Below are 16,587 nucleotides of genomic sequence, written 5' to 3'. Positions count from 1 at the left end.
CCCCCCGGCGGCGCCCGCCCGGGCCCCCCCCCCCCCCCCCCCGCGTCCGGGACCTCGCCGCTCGGGGCCCAATCGGATGGGACAGGACGACGCAACTGCGACGTGCGCATCCGAGGAGCAACCGTGCGGGGGAGTGCAGGTGGGGGCCTCCGTTCGACGGAGGCTTCGACTCCGCGTCCCGGGCGGAGCCGCGCCATGGCGGCGTGGGAGCGCTCGCCGGGTCGGTGAACTCACGTCCCGAAAGGCGCCGTTGACATCACGGGGCGAGCCTCTAGCGTGGAGTCCCGCACGGCATGTCGCACCACATCCGGTATCTCGAACAGCGGTTTGCCGGGCGGGGAACGGGACTCCCCGCCCACGCCGTCGACATGCGGAGGCCACCATGACCGCACCCCTGGGCAGACGCCCCTTCCTCGCCGGCGCCGCCGGAGCGGCCGCCACGCTCACCCTGACGCCCGGCACCCCCGCCCGCGCCGCCACGGCCCCCTCCCCGCCGACGCGGGTACGCCCCTTCCCGCTCGCCGACGTGACCCTGCTTCCCGGCCCCTTCCGCGACAACCAGCGCCGCAACACCGCCTACCTGGTCTTCGTGGACATCGACCGCCTGCTGCACACCTTCCGCCGCAACGTCGGCCTGCCCAGCACCGCCCGGCCCTGCGGCGGCTGGGAGGCCCCGGACGTCGAACTGCGCGGCCACTCCACCGGCCACCTGCTCTCCGGCCTCGCCCTGACCTACGCCAACACCGGCGACACCGCCCTGCGTGCCAAGGGCCGCGGGCTCGTCGCCGCGCTCGCCGACTGCCAGGCCGCCTCGCCCGCGGCGGGATTCGGCCAGGGCTACCTCTCCGCGTTCCCCGAAAGCTTCTTCGACCGTCTGGAGGCCGGCACGGGGGTGTGGGCGCCGTACTACACCCTGCACAAGATCATGGCCGGGCTCGTCGACCAGTACCGCCTGGCCGGCGACGAGCAGGCCCTCGACGTGGTGCTGCGCACGGGCGACTGGGTCGACCGGCGCACGGCGAGGCTGTCGTACGAGCAGATGCAGCGCGTGCTGGAGACGGAGTTCGGCGGCCTGAACGACGTGCTCGCCGACCTGCACGCCCTCACCGGCGACGCCAAGTGGCTCCAGGTCGCCGAACGCTTCACCCACGCCCGCGTCTTCGACCCGCTCGCCCGCAACGAGGACCGCCTCGCCGGACTGCACGCCAACACGCAGATCCCCAAGATGGTCGGCGCCCTGCGCCTGTGGGAGGAGGGCCTGGACGACCGCTACCGCACCGTCGCCGAGAACTTCTGGCGGATCGTCACCGACCACCACACCTACGTCATCGGCGGCAACAGCAACGGCGAGGCCTTCCACGAACCCGACGTCATCGCGGGGCAGTTGTCCAACGGCACCTGCGAGAACTGCAACAGCTACAACATGCTCAAGCTCACCCGGCTGCTGCACCTGCACGCCCCGGACCGCACCGACCTGCTCGACTACTACGAGCGCACCCTGTTCAACCAGATGCTCGGCGAACAGGACCCCGACTCCGCCCACGGCTTCAACATCTACTACACCGGCCTGGGGCCGGCCTCCTTCAAGCAGCAGCCGTCGTTCATGGGCACGGACCCGGACGCCTACTCCACCGACTACGACAACTTCTCCTGCGACCACGGCACCGGCATGGAGACCCAGGCGAAGTTCGCCGACACCGTCTACACCCACGACGAACACCGGCTCCTGGTCAACCTGTTCATCCCTTCCGAAGTGAACTGGCGGGACAAGGGCATCACCTGGCGGCAGACCACCCGGCTGCCCGACCAGGGTTCCACCACGCTGACCGTCGTCGCCGGACGCGCCGAGCACCGTCTGCTGGTCCGCATCCCGTCCTGGGCCCAGGGCGCCCGGGTCAAGGTCAACGGCCGGACGCCGCCCGACCGTCCGACGCCGGGAAGCCGGTTCGCCCTGGACCGCGCCTGGCGCACCGGCGACCGCGTCGAGATCATCCTGCCCCTGCGCACCAGGACCGAGGCCACCCCGGACGACCCCGACGTCCAGGCGGTCCTGCACGGCCCCGTCGTCCTCGCCGGAGCCTACGGCGACCGCGCCGACCCCTGGCTGCGACGCCTGGACACCACCACCCTGCGCCAGACCTCCGCCGACCCCCTGCGCTTCACCGCCCGCGCCGACGACGAGACCGTCACCCTGCTGCCCGTCGCCCGCGTCCACCACCAGCACTACGACGTCTACTGGCTCACCGGCGAACCCCCCTCACCGCCGCCGCAGTTCGCCGCCTGGCACCCCTTCGACGAGACCTTTGGCACCACGGCGGCCGACGCGACCGGCAACGGCAAGGCCGCCACTCTCGCCGGCGGCGCGACCTGGACCGCCGGGCACACCGGAGGCGCCGTCGCGCTGGACGGCACCAACGGCCACGTCGCCCTCGCCGCGGACCTGTTGGCCGGCGCGTCCGCGTACTCGGTGGCCACCTGGGTCAGGCTCGACGGCCAACCCGATTACTGGACGCGCGTCTTCGACTTCGGCACCGGCGTCACCGCCAACATGTTCCTCACCCCGCGCAGCGACGCGGGCAGCCTGCGCTACGCCATCACCGCGGCCGGCGGCGGAGCCGAACAGCGCATCGACGCCGCCCCGTTGCCCACCGACCGCTGGACACACGTGGCCGTCACCTACGGCGCGAACACGGCCGTGCTCTACGTCGACGGCCGGGAAGCGGGCCGCAACGGCGCCGTCACCGTGCAACCGCGCCGCTTCGGCAACCACATCCCGGCCGCGTACCTCGGCAGGTCGCAGTACGCCGACCCGTATCTGAGGGGCGCCGTCGACGACTTCCGCGTGTACGGCAGGACGCTGACGCCGGCCGAGGTGGCGGAACTGGCGCGGACCTGACGGGCACCCGCCCTCAGACGGGCAGCTTGGCCCTGACCCCGCCGGCTGCCGACGCCGGACGGGCGGTGGCGCGGGCGGTGCGCCGTACCAGCTGGGCGTCACGACGCACGTCGTGGACGGCGTGCCGGCCGCGCCACAACAGCGACGGCGCGCCGCCGGTGTCGTCGGCGGCGATCAGCAGACCGCCGAGCATGGACAGGTTCTTGAGGAAGTGGATGCGCTGCTGGGCCCGCTCCTGGGGATCCTCCGCCTCCCAGAAGCGGTGCCCGGCCAGCGTGGTCGGCACCAGCGTGCCCGCGATGGCCAGCGCGGCCAGCCGCGGCATCCGCCCGAGCCCCAGCAGGACGCCCGCCGCCACCTGTACGGCACCGCTGAGCCGTACCACCTGCTCGGTGCGGTCGGGAAGCGCCTCGACACGCTCGGTCACCGGCTGGACGACCCGCTCGGCGACCGGGGCGACGTCCTCGGGGGACGTCAGCGAGTTCAGACCGCCGGCGACGAACATCGAGGCGAGCATGGGGCGGCCGGCAACGCGCAACAGACTCATGACGATCTCCAGACGTAGGCGTACGACGGCAGCCACCGGGTTCCCTGCCGGGGCGAGGGCAATCGGCACACCGCGAGCGCGCCTGCCGGGACCTGCGCCTCCTGAGAGATTCATAAGAATCCGTGAGGCGATTGAACACAGGGGTGCCGGCGTCCGTATGGGGCGAGGGATTTCCATGCCCGACCGCCCTGACCCGTAGGAGACCTCTCGTGGGACGCACCACGCGCCGACGCCCAACCGGCCCGCGCCGCGCGACCATCGCCGCCTTCGCCCTGATCCTGGGCGGAGCCGGACTGGTCGGCGTCAACGTCTACGCCTCGGCCACCGAGAGTGGTTCGGGCGCGGCCCAGCCGACGACCCTCAGCGCGATGGGCGGCACGATCGACTGCCCGGACGTGGGCAGCAAGCTGACCCAGGTGCCGGAGGAGGCGAAGGCCGACGTCGACAGGCAACTCGCCGCTCTGGACCAGCAGATAGCGGAGGCCTACCAGCGCTTGCAGTCCGCCACCCAGGCCCAGCGGCAGGACAGCGGCTTCACCGACGACACCATCATGAACCCGCTGAAGGAGAAGCGGACGCAGACCCTGGACGGCATCGCCGACGCAGTGGACCGGGTCGCCGACCGCCCCCAGGGCCTCGACTCCCTCGCGGCGTGCACCCTGCGCACCGCGGACGCCTCCACCGGCACGCAGGGCGGGCAGAGCGGCGCCCCGGGCAACGGCGGTCAGGCCGGCAACGGCCCCGTCGCGGCCGACTACGCCGACATCACCACCGTGCAGCCCAACTCCCCGGCCCCGGACCTGAAGACGTTCGCCTCCAGCGGCTCCTTCACCAGCAGCTGCGGGGTGAACGCGGGCGGCCTGTTCAACTCGGACAACGTGATCGTCGCCCCGGGTGTCTCCAACGGTGCCCACCACTTCCACGACTACGTCGGCAACCAGTCCAACAACGCCTTCGCCAGCGACGACGACCTCGCCAACGCCGACACCAGCTGCGCCGACCAGGGCGACAAGTCGACGTACTACTGGCCGGTGCTGCGCCTGCAGAACGGCACGCAGGAGCGGGACGCGAATTCGCCCGGCGGCGGCATCGAGGGCAACGCCGGCAAGATCGTCACCCCCAAGGAGGTCACGCTGACCTTCATCGGCAACCCGCGCGGCGAGGTGACGGCGATGCCCCGCTTCCTGCGCATCATCACCGGCGACGCCAAAGCCTTCGTCAACGGCACCGCGAACGCGAACGCCTCGTGGAGCTGCACCGGGTTCGAGGACCGGCAGCTGAAGGACAAGTACCCGCTGTGCCCGCAGGGCAGCGACGTGGTGCGCACCTTCCGCTTCCAGAGCTGCTGGGACGGCCGCAACATCGACAGCGCCAACCACCGCACCCACGTGGCCTTCGCCGACGCCTCCGGCAACTGCCCCGACGGCTTCAAGCCCATTCCCCAGCTGGTCCAGCGCATCGTCTACGACGTCGACGCGCCCAGCCTGCAGGACGGGGGCCGTACGACCCCGCTGTTCGCGGTGGACTCCTTCCCGGAGCAGCTGCACAAGCCGGTCACCGACCACGGCGACTTCATCAACGTCTTCGACGAGGGCCTGATGCGGCAGATGGTCGACTGCATCAACGACGGCCGGCAGTGCGGCGCGGGTTCGGACGACGGAGCCTCCCAGCCCCCGACCGAGCAGCCGAGTGAGCAGCCGAGTGGGCAGCCAACCCAGCAGCCGAGCGACGCGCCCACGGACAGCGCGTCGGACAACCCGACCGACGAGCCGTCGCAGCAGCCGAGCGAGCAGCCCACCGACGAGCAGCCCGCGCAGTCGTCCCCCGCCACCCAGCCGCCCGCGGACGGCACGGGCGAGCAGACGGCGGCCCCCACGACCGCCGCCCCGCAGACCGAGCCGGCGAACGACGGACGGCCCACCGCCGGCAGCGACGCGCCCCGCGTCTACACGTCGACCTCACCCGACAGGAGCACCGCGTCCGCTCCCGCGCAGGGCAATGCCGGCGACGACTCGACCACGGCGCAGCCGCAGGCCACGGACGCCACCGCGAACGCGCCGATCGCCGCCTCCCAGACCACCCCGCAGGCGGTCCAGGGCGGTGACCTGGCCGAGACCGGCACGACCCTGTGGCCCGCCGTGGCCGGCACGGTCCTGTTGGTCGCCGGGCTGGTCGTGCTGGCGAGCTCGAAGCGGCGGCTGCTGCGCTGATCCGTCGGTGCGGGGGATTCCACCGCGACAAAACGGGCACGCGTGGGCTTGTACGACGCCACGGACAGGGACGATGAGTGATGACCGAATACGAGCGTTCCCGCACGATGCCCGCGCTGCCCGAGCACGTCTTCGACCAGGCGGCCAACGTCGACCAGCTGGAGACCTGGCTGCCGGACGCGCTGCACGTACGGCCCGAGGATCCCCCGGCCGTGACCGTCCACGAGGACGACACGGACCAGGACACCCCCGCGCTGCTGCGCCCGCGTCCGGAGCAGATGCGGCTGGAGTGGGGCACCCGGCAGGACGGCAGCTACGCGGGCTGGCTCCAGGTCGCCGGGACCGACAACGCCACCAGTGAGGTCACCGTCCACCTGTCGTTCTTCGAGGACCAGCACGACCCCGGGGAGCGGGCCGCGTGCGAGGCCCTGGACCGGAGCCTGGAGCGGCTGGAGGAGCAGGTGCGGCTGCGCGTCGACCAGGCCGCCGGCTGACGCGCGGCGCGGCGGGAGGCCAGGTGGCATCGGACGCACGGGTGGACACAGGCCGGGCGAAGGACGCCCGGCCGGGGCAGACGGACGATCCGCGGCGGTGGCGGGCCTTGTGGGTCACGCTGGTGGCCGGCTTCATGAGCCTGCTGGACGTGACGATCGTCGCGGTGGCGCTGCCCTCCATGCAGCGCGACCTGCACGCGAGCGCACCGGCCATCCAGTGGGTGGTATCCGGCTACGCCCTCGCGTTCGCGCTGGTCCTGGTGACGGCCGGACGGATCGGCGACGCGGTCGGCAGACGCCGTATCTTCCTGCTGGCCCTGGCCGCGTTCGTGCTGTGCAGCGCGGCGGCCGGCGCGGCCCCCACCATCGCCTTCCTCGTCGCGGCCCGGCTGGCGCAGGGACTGGCGGCGGGCTGTCTGGCGCCGCAGAACTCCGCCCTGATCCAGCAGATGTTCCGGGGAGCCGAACGCGGCCGCGCCTTCGGTCTGTTCGGCGCGACCGTGGGCGTCTCCAGCGCGGTGGGCCCCGTCGTGGGCGGTCTGATCCTGAAACTGGCCGACGGCCCCGACGGCTGGCGCTGGATCTTCTACGTCAACGTGCCGGTCGGCGTGCTCGCGCTGGTCCTCGGCATCCGGCTGCTGCCCAGGACCAGGCCGGGCCGCCGGGAGAAGCTGGACCTCGGCGGCGTGGTCCTGCTCGGCTGCGGGGTGCTGGCGCTGATGCTGCCGCTCGTGCTGGCCGAGTCCGGCGGGGTGCGGCGGCTGTGGTGGCTCTTCCTGGTGGGCGCCGCGTTCCTGGCGGCGTTCGCACGGTGGGAGCCGCGGGTCGCGGCCCGCGAGGGCCGTCCGCTGCTGGATCCGCGGCTGGCCACCGAGACACGGGGGTACGACGTCGGGGCCGGTATCGCCGCGCTGTACTTCGTGGGCTTCAGCGGGGTGTGGCTGGTCTTCGCGCTGTTCTTCCAGAACGGTCTCGGCTACTCGCCGCTGCGTTCCGGGCTGGCCGTGACGCCGTTCGCCATCGGATCGGCGGCCGCCGCGGCCATCGCCGGCCGGCTGGTGCAGCGGCTGGGCAGGCTGCTGACGGTGTGCGGGCTGCTGGCCGTGGTGCTGGGCCTCGGCGGGACGGCACTGATCCTGCGCTGGGCGCCCGCCGACAGCGCCCCCTGGCTGGCCCTGCCCGCGCTGCTCCTCGGCGGCCTGGGCAGCGGCTGCGTGATCTCCCCGAACGTCACCATGACCTTGCGGGACGTGCCGGTGCGGATGGCCGGAGCCGCCGGCGGGGCCCTGCAGACCGGGCAGCGCCTCGGCGGTGCCGTGGGCACCGCCGCACTGCCCGGCCTGTTCTACGTGGTGCTGTCCGCCCACGCCCACGACTACCGCTCCGCCGTGGCCCTGGCGGTCGGTTCCGGCATCGTGCCCATGCTCTGCGCGCTGGGCCTGGCCGTCCACGACTGGCGGCGCGACCTCAGGGACCGGCACCGCGACTGCGCGCCCGAGGCGTCCCACAGCCACACGCACGCCACGCAGGGGTGAGCGGGCGGGCTCCGGCGGCTCAGGGCAGCAGGGGCAGGGCGGCGCAGTTGGAGGTGACGGGCTTGCCGTCGAGGCGGTCGGTCAGCCAGGAGATCGCGTCGCCCTGGTCGGTGAGCAGCGGCGTGAAGTGGTTGATCAGCGCGCTGCCCAGGTCGGGCAGGGAGACCGGCTTGTAGGTCACGTCGGCTCCCTTGGCGCACCAGTCGGCGGCCAGTTGCCGGGCCTGGGCGTGCGGTACGAGGTTGTCGCTGGTGCCGGTGGCCACGCGCACCGGGGAGGCCGGCTCCAGGGTGCCGATGCGCTGCTCGGACAGGAAGGCCTTCAGCGTCGGCTCCTGCTGGATGATGTCGCTGAGGGACTGGCCGTCGGTGGTCCACCTGGTGCTGCGCGCATGGTCGTAGGCGAAGATCGCGTCACCGACGCACATCGTCGACAGGTCCTTGAGCGCCGCCTGCCCGGCCGCGTTGAGGTGGGCGTCGGCGATCGGCCGGAGGGCGGGGTCGGACTGCAGGAAGCCGTTGACGGACCAGCCGAGGGCGCCGGCCAGTTCACTGCCGTCGATGGCCTTGGTGACGGCGACCAGGTCGGCGGGCGGGGCGCCCGCGGAGGTGCCGGCGAGGGTGACGTCGGGGGCGTAGCCGGGCTGGAGTTCGGCGGCGGCCGCGGTCGCTCCGCCGCCCTGGCTGTAGCCGAACAGGGCCACGCGAGAGTCGGGCGTGAGCGAGGTCCCGCTCAGTGAGCGGGCGGCGCGGACGGCGTCGAGGACGGCGTGGGCCTCGTCGACCCGGTTGACGTAGGTGTGCAGGTGGTCCGTGGCGCCGAGCCCGGCGTAGTCGGTGACGACGACGGCGACGCCCCGCGCCAGCAGGCGGTAGATCGCCAGGTCCTCGTAACCGATCGACACCGTCTGGCCGTTGATCTGCAGCGGGTGTTCCAGGCCGAGGGAGGCGGCGCACTGGTCGCCCTGTCCCATCGTGCCGGGCGCGACGGCCACCAAGGGGCGTGCTCCGGTGCCCTTCCAGGCGGCGGTGGGTTCGATGTAGGCGCCGGTGACCGCCATCGGCTGCCCGTTGGAGTCGGTGGACTTGTACATCAGTCTGGTGGCGGTGCCCGGCAGGGGGCCGTCCAGGCCCGGCAGGCTCAGCGCGAGGGGCAGCGGTTCGCTGCGGATCAGGGCGCCGTTGGCCGCGGGCAGGTCGGCGGGCGGGTTGTAGAACTCCGGGATCGTGACGCCTCGCGACACCACGGCGTCGGACTGCTGGGCCGCTGCGGGCAGGGCGGTGGCACCGAGACAGGCGGCGGTCGTCACGGCGACGGCCAGCAGACGGGCGGACTGGGGCATGGCGGACCTCCGGGGCTGGGGGAGGCCGAGCCTGGAACTGCGGCTCGGGTGGTCGACGGCCCTGTGGGGCAGGGCCCGGCGGCACGGGACCGCGGTCGTCCTCCGCAGCCGCGCACCGCAATTAGACGAAGTGTCAGGACCGTACGACGCCCGTGTTACCGGGGGTAGCCCTCGGAAGGTTACGGTTCAGTAATATAGGGATGGATCATCTGTCCCGGGTGTCCCGGCCGCACCCGGGCAGGGCGAAGCCGCCGGTCCCGGGAGGGGACCGGCGGCCGGCGACCCTCTCGGCAGGCGGAGTCGGTCTGGGTGAGCAGGGCCAGGCGCCACGGGGCCGCAGGTCGCGGAAAAGGTGAGGTTGCGCGACCACGGGGAAGAAGGCTTCACGCCACGCCCGCGTTCGGTCCCGCCGCGCCCCGCGTTTGGTTCAATCGAGTCCGCCGTACGGACCTCCCGAGAGGCTCTCCGATCATCATGAACGCCACCCGCGAAACCGGTCCGAGAGGCGCCCGCAAGGAGACGGTGGCGGCCCGCGCCCTGGCCCGCCTCTCCCTGCTGTGCGTGGGCGGCGCCGTCGGGGCCGTACTGACCGGCGCCACCCAGTGGCTGGTTCTGCTGCTCGGCCTGGCCGGACTCGCCGTCACCGGCGCCGGCGTCTGGTGGGTGCTGACCCGGCGCGGAGCGGCACGGGTACTCGGCGCCCTCGTGGCACTGGCGGCCCCCGTGGCCGTCCTGGTCCTGTACGCCGTCTCGGGCCTGTGGGCCACGGCCGTCGCCGCCTTCGCGTTCTGGGCCGCGGCTCTGGCCTGCGCCCGAAGCGCACTGCGCCGCCTGCGCGCCCCGCACGGCATGCGGACCCGCTCGGCCCGCCCGCCGCGCCGGCCGGTGCTGATCATGAACCCGCGGTCCGGGGACGGCAAGGTCGCCCGGCACCGGCTGGTGGAGCGCGCCGAGGCGCTCGGCGCCCGCGTGATCCTGCTCGACCTCGACACCCGGCCCGACCCGGTGGCGCTGGCCCGCCGCGCCGTGGCCGAGGGAGCGGACCTGCTCGGCGTCGCCGGCGGCGACGGCACCCAGGCCCTGGTGGCGAACGTGGCCGCCGAGCACGGCCTGCCGTTCCTGGTCCTGGCCGCCGGCACCCGCAACCACTTCGCCATGGACCTGGGCCTGGACCGCGACGACCCGGCCGCGGGCCTGGACGCGCTGCGCGACGGCGTGGAACTCCGCGTGGACCTGGGGGACGTCTCCGGGCTTCCGTTCGTCAACACCGTCTCCTTCGGCACGTACGCCGAGATCGTGCAGAGCCCCGACTACCGCGACGCCAAGGCGGCCACCGCCCTCGACCAGCTCCCGGACCTCCTGGCAGGCGAGGCCGGCGCGACCCTGGACGTGCGCACCGACGACCAGCATCTGCACGCCCCGCACACCGTGCTCGTCAGCAACAACCCCTACGCCCGCGCCGACCCCCTGGGCGGCGGACGCAGACCGCGCCTCGACGGCGGCACACTCGGCGTGATCGCCGTCCGCGTCGAAAGCGCGGCACAGGCCGCCGAAGTCGCCCTGCGCGGCGAACGGGCCAGTAGCATTACGTCCCTGACGTCACGTCGCGTGGTGGTCGACGCCGACGGCACACTCGTCCCGGTGGCCGTCGACGGAGAGGCGCTCACCCTGCCCCCGCCCGTCGTCTGCACGGTGCGCCCCGGCGCGCTGCGGGTGCGGGTGCCGCGCCACCGGCCCGGCGCGCCGTACGTGGCACCGTCCGTGGACTGGCGGCGTGTCGTCCGGCTCGCGTTCGGCCGCACCCCCCGCACCCGCCGCAAGACCGAGGAGCACACCGATGCCTGACCGTCCGCCGCGACGACAGCGGGACCCCCGCGGCCTGCTGCACGACCTCGTCAGCCTCGACCAGGCGCTGTACGAGGCGGTGACGGTCACCAGAACCCCGGCACTGGACTCGGCGCTGCGGCGGCTGTCCGCGGCGGCCGACCACTCGAAGATCTCGTTCGTGATCGCCGGACTCCTCGCGCTGAGCCCCGGCCGTCCGCGCCGCGCCGCCGCGCTCGGCCTCGCGGCCATCGGCGTCGCCTCCACCTCCGCCAACCTCCTCGGCAAGCGCCTCGTCCGCCGGCCGCGACCCCGCCGCGACGCGGACTCGCCCTTCCCGGGACGGCACGTGCCCATGCCGGCGTCCGCGTCGTTCCCCTCCGGCCACACCGCCTCGGCGGTGGCCTTCGCCGCCGCCGTCGGACCCACGTTCCCGGCCGCGACCGTCCCGCTGGGCCTGCTGGCCTGCGCGGTCGGCTACTCCCGGATCCACACCGGCGTCCACTACCCGGGCGACGTCGTCGCCGGCGCCGTCCTCGGCACCGCCGCCGCGGCCGCGGTGCACGCCGTCGCCCGCTGGGAGGGCTGAGGTCTCACGGCGAGCCGCCCGTCCGGTGCAGTTCGCCGGGCGCGCCGGCGGTCTGGGCGCCCTCCTCGCCGAGCGTGATGGTGTCGTCGTCGGTGAGCTGGACGACGTACACATGACCCTTCTCGCACTGCAGCGAGGTGGCCGAACGGTCGGTGGGGTGACTGGTGATCGCCTCGAAGGTCGCCGTGGAGCCCTGGAGATCGCGCAGTTCGAGGGCTTCGGTGCAGCCGACCTCGCGCCCGGTGCCGGCCTCGGTGACATTGCTGACCTGCTTGCCCGCGGTCTGTCCGCGGGCGACGGCGTGCAGGGTGAGGGTCACGACGAACGACGAGGTGCGCGGCTGGAGTTGACCGTCGGCGTCGGGATTGCCGGGGCCCTTCCCGGTCCAGACGCCCGCCCACGCCGAGGACAGCCGCTCGGACGCGGCGGAGACTTTCGGCGACGCCGTCGTGCCGCCCTTGTCGTCGGCCTGCCCGGAGCCGCCGTTCAGCAGCACCACGCCCAGGACCGCTGCGGCGCCGACGGCCATGGCGGCCACGATCCACGGGGCGCGGGGGCGTGGTGAGCGCGGGGTGGGGGAGTGGGCGTCCGGGGCGACGGGGGGCGCGTACGGGGCGACGGGGAGCGCGTACGGGGCGACGGGGAGCGCGTACGGGCGGCTTTCGACGGCCGGCCGGCTTTCGACGACCGGTCCGAAACCCGGCGGCGGGGCGTCGGCGCCAGGTCCCGCGACCAGGCGGTCCGCCCGTGCCGCGCGGGCCGCGATGTCGTCGGCCAGCCCCGGCGGCAGCGCCCGCTGCCAGCCGCCGGGCCCCTGCCTGCGCGGCAACAGGGCGGTGAGCTCCTCGTCGCCGGGCCGCAGTTCGGGCTGCTTGGCCAGACAGCGCCGCACCACGGTCAGCAGCGCCTCCGGCAGTCCCTCCAGCCGCGGCGGTTCGTGCACGATGCGGTACAGCAGCGACGCCGCCGAGACCTCCTCGCCCGGCTGCTCGAAGGGACCGTGACCGCTGGCGGCGAAGGCCAGGACGGCGCCCAGGGAGAAGACGTCCCCCGCGGCGCCGACGGCTCCGTGCACGGCCTGTTCGGGCGGGAGGTAACCGGGTGAGCCGATCACGCCGCCGGTGCGGGTGTGCCGGGAGTCGTCGGTGGCGCGGGCGATGCCGAAGTCGATGAGTATCGGCCGCTCGCGGGCGAGCAGCACGTTGGACGGCTTGAGGTCGCGGTGGGTCAGGTCGCAGGCGTGCACCGCGGCCAGGGCGGCGGCGAGTTCGCCGGCCAGGGCGAACAGGGCGTCGGGCGGCAGCGGTCCGTGGGCGGCCACCCAGTCGGCGAGGGACGGCGCGGCGACGTACTCCGTCGCCAGCCACTGCGGACGCCGGCCCGGCGGGCTGAAGTCCACGACGGACACCGTCCACGGGGAGCGGACGCGGTCGCTGTTGCGGATCTCGCGGGCGAAGCGCGCCTCGAAGTCGGTGGCCGCGGCGACATCCGCGCGGATCGTCTTCACGGCGAGCGGCCGCCCGGACGGCGTACGGGCCAGGTACACCTGCCCCATACCGCCCGCGCCGAGCCGTGCCAGCAGCGGGAAACCGCCGACCGTGCCCGGATCCGTGGCCTGAAGTGGCTGCACGCGCGTCCTCCCCCGTCTCCCGCCACCCCGTCACCGCGGCACCCTGCGGGCGCGAGCGGTCGGCAGCAGGATACGGCCACTCCTGGGGGATGATCCGGACACCGGGCCACTGTCAGTGCCGGATGCGAGGCTTCCTCCATGGATGAGACGGAGTTCATGCGCGGCCGGGTCTACGGTGCCGACCACGACGACGCCGCACCCCGCCCCGACCGCACCTACGTGGAACTGGTGGGCGGTCCGCTCGACGGGCTGCTCCTGGACGTCACCGACCGCCCCCACGACGACCTGCGCGAAGGCGTCGCGCTGGACACCGAGATAGGCCGCTACGGCCCGGGCGGACGCGCCCTGTACCGACCGCGCCCCCAGGACGGCCGCCGCTTCGACTGGACGGGCGACAGCCCGTGACGTACGCCGTGGCGGCCGGGGAAATCCCGGTTGATCGGGACCCTGGCGGGCCGGTAGAGAGGACCATGCACGATGACCAAGTGGACGTGCCCGCCGAGCTCGTCGCGGCCTTGATCCAGGAGCAGTTCCCCCAGTGGAGCGGCAGGGCGGTCCGACGCGTGGCGTCGACCGGCACGGTCAACGCCGTCTTCCGCATCGGCGACGGCCTCTCCGCGCGTTTCCCCCTGCGCCTGGCGGATGCCGGCGAGGCGCTGGCGGTCCTGGAACGGGAAGCCCGGGCGAGCGCGGAGCTGGCACAGGTGTCCCGGTTCCCCGTCCCGGAACCCGTCGCCCTGGGCCAGCCTGGAGCGGGTTACCCCCTGCCGTGGTCGGTCCAGACATGGCTGCCGGGCACGGTCGCCTTCGACGCGGACGTGAGCGGGTCGGACGCTTTCGCCGAGGACCTCGCGGCCTTCATCGCAGACCTGCGGGCCGCCGAGACGCGGGGGCGGCGCTTCGGCGGCGACGGCCGTGGTGGCGTTCTCGCTCACCACGACGCGTGGATGGCGCAGTGTTTCGAGCAGAGCGAGGGGCTGCTCGACGTGCCCCGGCTGCGCGAGATGTGGAAGTGTTTCCGGGAGCTTCCGCGCACGGGTGCCGACGTGATGAGCCACGGCGACCTGATTCCCGGCAACGTACTGGTCGCGGGAGACCGGCTCGGCGGCGTACTCGACACCGGCGGCTTCGGCCCGGCCGACCCCGCGCTGGATCTGGTCGGTGCCTGGCACCTGTTGCAGCCGGGCCCGCGGGACGTGCTCCGGCGGGCGCTGGCCTGTGACGATCTGGAGTGGGAGCGCGGCAAGGCGTGGGCGTTCGAACAGGCGATGGGTGTCGTCTGGTACTACGCCGAGAGCAATCCGACGATGAGCGGCATGGGGCGGCGGACTCTCGACCGCGTCGTGGAGTCGATGGAGTGACGCCGCCCCGGCCGCCGGCCGTCACTGTCCCGGCGCGAGGACGTACGTGTTGAGGGTGCCCACCGTGCTCAGCGGCGTGGGCGAGCCGAGGTCGTAGCGGTCCACGGCCAGGTAGTTGGGCTTCTTGCGGGCGGCGGGCGTGCAGAAGTTCTGCGCGCGGTTGAGGAGCTTGCCGTTGTCCGTCTGGGCGGTGGAGGAGATCGTGTAGTCGCGGAAGTGGTTCATCACGAACAGCGGGTGGAACGCGGCGGAATCCGTGGTGAGCGGCCTGCTCGTGCCCCAGCGGCTGTAGCAGGACCAGTCGGAGTCGCCGAGCCCGCCGCCCATGGACCAGTAGTTCTCCACGGTCCACTCGCGCTGGTACATCACGCCGAAGGCGTCACGGGTGCTCCAGCCGTTCGCGGTGTCGCTCGCCCGGGTGCGGTCGCTGAAGATCAGCAGTTGCTTGCCGCGGGCGGCCAGGTCGGCCATGGTGGGCCAGCCCTTGGTGGCGACGCCCTCCTGGTCGGGCCGGTACAGCACGTCGTACAGGCCGCTGACGGAGGCGAGGGAGGACTTCAGCACGTCGGAGGAGGCGTAGTCCTCCAGGAAGACGGTGGCGAACTGGCCGGGGTTGGCCTTGAGGAAGTCGACGATGCGCTGCAGGTCGGTGGCGAGCGGGACGGGGCTGCTGACGCCGTCGCAGCTGTTGTGGCACAGCACCGCCTGACCGGAGACGGTGTAGTCGTCGAGCATGAAACCCCGGACGCCGTCGGCCAGTTGCCGGCTGACGCCGTAGTTCTGGTTGGGGAAGAGGCTGACCGGGAACGAGGCGAAGTTGCCGTCGGCGCCGTTGGCGAAGGCGTTGTGCGCGGTCAGGAAGGTGACCTGGTCCAGGGTGCGGGTGTCGGCGGAGGGCATCGCCGTGGTCGCGTAGGAGACCGGCGTGAGGTACCAGCGGGCGAGATCGCCGGCGGAGCCGAGCTGGACGGCGCCGGAGTCCGAGGAGGAGCCGGTCAGGTACTGGGAGGTGCCGGGGACGGAGACGGTGTACGTGCTGTCGGCGCCGGCGGTGATCGTCCAGGTGGTGCCGACAGCACCGCAGGAGGCCGTGACGGCCGAGGTGCCGCTGCGGCCGAGGCAGGTGCCGGACTCGTCGGCGTTCTGCAGCTGGTAGCCGCCGCCGACCGCGACCGGCGTCCACTGCTGGTGGTCTTCGTTGCCCTTGGGATTGTGCGCGGCGACGGTGCCGCCGCTGTCGGCCGCGTTCAGGCCGGTCGAGTAGTTCTGCAGATAGACCGCGGAGGTGGGCACCGCCGCCGAGGCCGTGCCCGGGAGCAGGGCGGGCAGCGACAGGGCCAGGGCGGTGGCGCAGCACAGGACGCGCAGGGGGCGCAGGCGCACGGGGGGTTTCCCTTCACTTCCGGCACGGAGAGCCGACGATGACAGTGTCATGACATACCGGTCGGGATCTGTGGTGCGCCAGTCGTCGTACGTGAATTCCTGGTGCTTCAAGGGTTGTTGACGACGTGTCAGCGCCCGTCGTCACGCGAGAACCGTGGAATGGTCCCACCCGTTCCGTGTGACGTCCTCGAACCACAGCCGGGCGTTGCCGTCCACCACGGCCGCCACGCACAGCCGCCGGCCCGGCCCCTGCGCCGGGCGCACCCGGGTCGCGGCGGCGGACACCCGCAGCAGCTGCCCTGCCCGGCCCCGGCGCCCTGTGCCGGCACCGGCACCCCGGCCGCACCCGCCAGTGCGACGGTAGGCCCGCCGCGGTACCCCACGGCCGCCACGTCCTGCAGAGCCTCCGCGTCCGCCAGCGGCTCGCACTCCCACACTCCGGCGTCCTGCTCCGCACGCACCGCGCACGCCTCCGACCACCGTCGTCCTCGGCGAGCACCGCCGTATGGCCGTCGAGGTCCCGTAGTGCCGCCACCACACGGCCCGCCGGGGCCCCGGCCAGGCGGTGCCGTTCCGGCTCACCGCCCTGCGCGGGACAGCGCACGGTGTACAGGGCACGGTCGCAGGCGGTCCAGACGAGGACGTCCCCCCACGCCCGAACACGACCGCCGTGGTGCCGTTCCGGAGCGGGATGCCGCCCCCTCGTGGCCGGTAACGACCGATCGGCCTCCAGGTCGCGCGGCCCGACATCGAACAACGACGACAATGCCCTGACT

At 73.4% G+C, this 16,587-nt stretch carries 12 protein-coding genes; 8 read left to right on the top strand and 4 right to left on the bottom strand.

Annotation, left to right across the window (positions count from 1 at the left end):
• Positions 1–382 precede the first annotated feature (382 nt).
• The gene (locus tag ACYF6T_RS31520) at positions 383–2,896 is read left to right on the top strand and encodes a beta-L-arabinofuranosidase domain-containing protein (protein WP_461700723.1); all 2,514 of its coding nucleotides are present in this window, start codon (positions 383–385) and stop codon (positions 2,894–2,896) included.
• 13 nt (positions 2,897–2,909) lie between these two features.
• On the opposite strand, the gene ACYF6T_RS31515 is transcribed toward ACYF6T_RS31520, so the two are convergent.
• Complete coding sequence (locus tag ACYF6T_RS31515; RefSeq protein ID WP_461700722.1) at positions 2,910–3,443, bottom strand: DoxX family protein; 534 nt, start codon at positions 3,441–3,443, stop codon at positions 2,910–2,912.
• Between the two features lie 209 nt (positions 3,444–3,652).
• Here ACYF6T_RS31515 and ACYF6T_RS31510 point away from each other — a divergent pair, with 209 nt between their 5' ends.
• The 3 genes from ACYF6T_RS31510 to ACYF6T_RS31500 all read left to right on the top strand — a co-directional run bounded on the left by ACYF6T_RS31510 (position 3,653) and on the right by ACYF6T_RS31500 (position 7,682).
• The gene (locus tag ACYF6T_RS31510) at positions 3,653–5,653 is read left to right on the top strand and encodes a DUF1996 domain-containing protein (RefSeq protein WP_461700721.1); all 2,001 of its coding nucleotides are present in this window, start codon (positions 3,653–3,655) and stop codon (positions 5,651–5,653) included.
• A gap of 80 nt (positions 5,654–5,733) precedes the next feature.
• A complete protein-coding gene (locus ACYF6T_RS31505; protein WP_461700720.1) occupies positions 5,734–6,147 on the top strand; it encodes an SRPBCC family protein in 414 nt (137 codons plus the stop codon).
• Between the two features lie 41 nt (positions 6,148–6,188).
• Positions 6,189–7,682, top strand: coding sequence for an MFS transporter (locus tag ACYF6T_RS31500; protein ID WP_461700725.1), 1,494 nt, complete (start codon positions 6,189–6,191; stop codon positions 7,680–7,682).
• A 19-nt stretch (positions 7,683–7,701) separates the two neighbouring features.
• On the opposite strand, the gene ACYF6T_RS31495 is transcribed toward ACYF6T_RS31500, so the two are convergent.
• Positions 7,702–9,024, bottom strand: coding sequence for an alpha/beta fold hydrolase (locus tag ACYF6T_RS31495; protein WP_461700719.1), 1,323 nt, complete (start codon positions 9,022–9,024; stop codon positions 7,702–7,704).
• A 474-nt stretch (positions 9,025–9,498) separates the two neighbouring features.
• On the opposite strand from ACYF6T_RS31495, the gene ACYF6T_RS31490 reads away from it, so the two are divergent.
• Both ACYF6T_RS31490 and ACYF6T_RS31485 read left to right on the top strand, forming a co-directional pair.
• Positions 9,499–10,869 (top strand): diacylglycerol/lipid kinase family protein, encoded by a 1,371-nt coding sequence (locus ACYF6T_RS31490; RefSeq protein ID WP_461700718.1) that lies wholly within the window; start codon positions 9,499–9,501, stop codon positions 10,867–10,869.
• Complete coding sequence (locus ACYF6T_RS31485; protein WP_461700716.1) at positions 10,862–11,437, top strand: phosphatase PAP2 family protein; 576 nt, start codon at positions 10,862–10,864, stop codon at positions 11,435–11,437. Before ACYF6T_RS31490 ends, ACYF6T_RS31485 begins: the two co-directional genes overlap by 8 nt.
• Before the next feature lie 4 nt (positions 11,438–11,441).
• Here ACYF6T_RS31485 and ACYF6T_RS31480 read toward each other — a convergent pair whose 3' ends face one another.
• A complete protein-coding gene (locus tag ACYF6T_RS31480) occupies positions 11,442–13,067 on the bottom strand; it encodes a serine/threonine-protein kinase (protein WP_461700715.1) in 1,626 nt (541 codons plus the stop codon).
• Between the two features lie 138 nt (positions 13,068–13,205).
• On the opposite strand from ACYF6T_RS31480, the gene ACYF6T_RS31475 reads away from it, so the two are divergent.
• Positions 13,206–13,472, top strand: a complete 267-nt coding sequence (locus ACYF6T_RS31475) for a hypothetical protein (protein ID WP_461700714.1) — start codon at positions 13,206–13,208, stop codon at positions 13,470–13,472.
• Between the two features lie 65 nt (positions 13,473–13,537).
• Positions 13,538–14,428, top strand: coding sequence for an aminoglycoside phosphotransferase family protein (locus ACYF6T_RS31470; protein ID WP_461700713.1), 891 nt, complete (start codon positions 13,538–13,540; stop codon positions 14,426–14,428).
• A 21-nt stretch (positions 14,429–14,449) separates the two neighbouring features.
• On the opposite strand, the gene ACYF6T_RS31465 is transcribed toward ACYF6T_RS31470, so the two are convergent.
• Positions 14,450–15,862, bottom strand: a complete 1,413-nt coding sequence (locus tag ACYF6T_RS31465; RefSeq protein ID WP_461700712.1) for an RICIN domain-containing protein — start codon at positions 15,860–15,862, stop codon at positions 14,450–14,452.
• Positions 15,863–16,587: the final 725 nt, after the last annotated feature.

The organism is Streptomyces sp. 7R007, assembly GCF_054850255.1.
This window is presented reverse-complemented; position numbering and strand designations above follow the sequence as displayed.

What these genes read in the sequence shown, in the direction of transcription:
- ACYF6T_RS31505 (WP_461700720.1), top strand. Translation starts at nt 5,734, where the DNA reads ATGACCGAATACGAGCGTTCCCGCACGATGCCCGCGCTGCCCGAGCAC.
- ACYF6T_RS31490 (WP_461700718.1), top strand. Translation starts at nt 9,499, where the DNA reads ATGAACGCCACCCGCGAAACCGGTCCGAGAGGCGCCCGCAAGGAGACG.
- ACYF6T_RS31465 (WP_461700712.1), bottom strand. Translation starts at nt 15,862, where the DNA reads ATGACACTGTCATCGTCGGCTCTCCGTGCCGGAAGTGAAGGGAAACCC.
- ACYF6T_RS31515 (WP_461700722.1), bottom strand. Translation starts at nt 3,443, where the DNA reads ATGAGTCTGTTGCGCGTTGCCGGCCGCCCCATGCTCGCCTCGATGTTC.
- ACYF6T_RS31520 (WP_461700723.1), top strand. Translation starts at nt 383, where the DNA reads ATGACCGCACCCCTGGGCAGACGCCCCTTCCTCGCCGGCGCCGCCGGA.
- ACYF6T_RS31495 (WP_461700719.1), bottom strand. Translation starts at nt 9,024, where the DNA reads ATGCCCCAGTCCGCCCGTCTGCTGGCCGTCGCCGTGACGACCGCCGCC.
- ACYF6T_RS31470 (WP_461700713.1), top strand. Translation starts at nt 13,538, where the DNA reads ATGCACGATGACCAAGTGGACGTGCCCGCCGAGCTCGTCGCGGCCTTG.
- ACYF6T_RS31485 (WP_461700716.1), top strand. Translation starts at nt 10,862, where the DNA reads ATGCCTGACCGTCCGCCGCGACGACAGCGGGACCCCCGCGGCCTGCTG.
- ACYF6T_RS31475 (WP_461700714.1), top strand. Translation starts at nt 13,206, where the DNA reads ATGGATGAGACGGAGTTCATGCGCGGCCGGGTCTACGGTGCCGACCAC.